General features: G+C 71.3%; 3 protein-coding genes. 2 read left to right on the top strand and 1 reads right to left on the bottom strand.

Annotation, left to right across the window (positions count from 1 at the left end; all coding sequences use genetic code 11):
• Positions 1-195 (bottom strand): helix-turn-helix transcriptional regulator (locus G6R25_RS25665; protein ID WP_205447422.1); only part of this gene is annotated, 195 nt, incomplete at its 3' end.
• A gap of 213 nt (positions 196-408) precedes the next feature.
• Between G6R25_RS25665 and G6R25_RS23740 the strand changes: the two genes are divergently transcribed.
• Together G6R25_RS23740 and G6R25_RS23735 are read left to right on the top strand one after the other, a co-directional pair.
• Positions 409-792 carry a hypothetical protein gene (locus G6R25_RS23740; protein ID WP_163554633.1) on the top strand — a complete coding sequence of 128 codons (384 nt, stop codon included), beginning with the start codon at positions 409-411 and terminating at the stop codon, positions 790-792.
• 215 nt (positions 793-1,007) lie between these two features.
• Positions 1,008-1,887, top strand: an 880-nt coding sequence (locus G6R25_RS23735; protein ID WP_205447420.1) for a hypothetical protein, incomplete at its 3' end; no start/stop codon positions are given.

Here is a 1,887-nt window from a genome sequence, read left to right as displayed (position 1 = left end):
GCCGGGGCGGTTCTCCAGCCATGCACGAACGGTCGACAGCTTCCAGCGAGGTCGACGCGACGACGTCTGTACGTCGGGGTCCGGCAGCATCCCCTTCCACTTGTAGCTACGTATCGCCTTAGCCGAGACGCCTGCCAGCTCTGCTATGTCTGTGTAGTCAAGTAGTGGTTCAAAGTCATCGATGGACTTCTTCATAACCGACTACTCTACCATCTTGACTCCCCGGGGTTTGGTGCGTAGCGTTCCGTCCCACAGCCGAAAAGCGCCCCCGGGCCGGTGTAACAAGCACCGACCCGAGGGCTAACGGATCACCTGCTGCAAACAGGAGCCCGCTATGAGTCATCTTTTCCTGCCTGCGTGCGGATCTGCGCGCCAGGCTTCGCCCGTCACCCGTCTGGGTGGTGTGGCATGAGTGCCCGCTGTCCGGGTCGGATCACGGTCACGGTCGACCATCCCGAAGAGATCTTCGACCCGGTGATCCTCACCGCCCTGAAGGCGGGCCGCAGGGCGACCGCCGACGAAGAGTTGGACATCCGCCGTCGGCACACCGCCGAGCTCACCGCCGGGCCGGCCGTGTGCTGCCGGGCGTGCGGGTTCGCGCTGACCGCGCAGTACCAGGCCTGCCCGTCGATCGTGCTGGTGGACTCCCGTAGTCTGCGGATCGCCCTGACCGTCATCCCGCTGGCGCCGCGGCGGTGCACCCGCTGCCGCGGGCAGCTGGACGTGACGCCGGTGGGGCCGCTGTGCCCGGTCTGCGATGGCCAGGATGATCTGTTCGGTGGTGCGGCATGACCGCCCACTCCTCCCCGTCCGATGGGGCGTCCGAGTCGGGTTGCAGCGGGCCGGAAACCGGGTTTCCTCGCGCGCGCACGCGTAGGGCCCCCAGCCAGGAAACCAGGAAACTTGGAAACCTGCAGGTCAGAGCGGTTTCCACTAGGAAACTCCCAGGAAACTGCAACCCGCGGTTTCCTGGGGTACAACCGGCCTCTGCAACCCCGGATCGGCCGGTGTCCGATGCCTCCGACCCGGCTGCCGTGCGGGTGTGGCGGGCGACGTCGACGGCGGCGGTGACGGTTCTCGACGGGCTGTCTCCGGCGTGCGCCCCGTTCGCGGTCTGGTGGGATGCGGAGGCCGGCCGGCGCCGCGAGTTGCGGACACCGGAGCATCGGGCGGCACTCGCCGACGCCCGGCAGGTTCGGGCGTTGGCCGGGGTGGCGGTGGCGCAGGCCCGCAGCCAGTGCAAGGCAGCCCGGGAGGCCTCCGCGAACCCGCTGGCCGCCCGCCGTCGCGCCGCCCGCCTCGCCGCCAAGACCGCTAAGGGCCGCAGGAAGGCCGCTCGGGCCGACGCGCGGGCCGCTCGGGTGACCTACCCGGCGGGGCTGTACCAGCGGGCCCTGCAGGCCCATGCGGTGCCGGCGGGGGTGGTGTCGTGGCTGTCGTCGCAGGACTGGCTCGTGGAGATGTCCGCCGGCCTGCTCGGCCTGCACGCCGCCGCTCTCTACCTCGGCCGCCGCCACGCGCCCGTCGCCCCGGCTGCGCTGGAGGGGGCGGTGTCCGTCGAGGAACGTCAGCTCCTCGACCGGCTGCACCCCGAGTACTGGGCGGCGTATGCCGCCGGCCGGGGCCTGGCCGGCACGCTCACCACCCCACCGACCCTCGGCCCGGGCGGGATCCGCTGCGAGGTGCGTCTCGACGGCACCTGGACCGTCAAGGCCCTGGCCGCCAAGACCGACAGCGTCCGGGCGCTCCTCGGCGCTAGGACCGCGTTGCGGCTGCGGATCACGGGTGGGGCGCGGGGTGGCTGGGCGGTCCTCACCCTGGCCACCCGCCAGGCCACCGACGGTGTGTCCGCGGCGTGGACGTCGGCGCGGATCCCCGCCGATCCCA

It is taken from the genome of Candidatus Frankia alpina (assembly GCF_902806485.1).
Classification (GTDB): Bacteria; Actinomycetota; Actinomycetes; order Frankiales; family Frankiaceae; genus Frankia; species Frankia alpina.
This window is presented reverse-complemented; position numbering and strand designations above follow the sequence as displayed.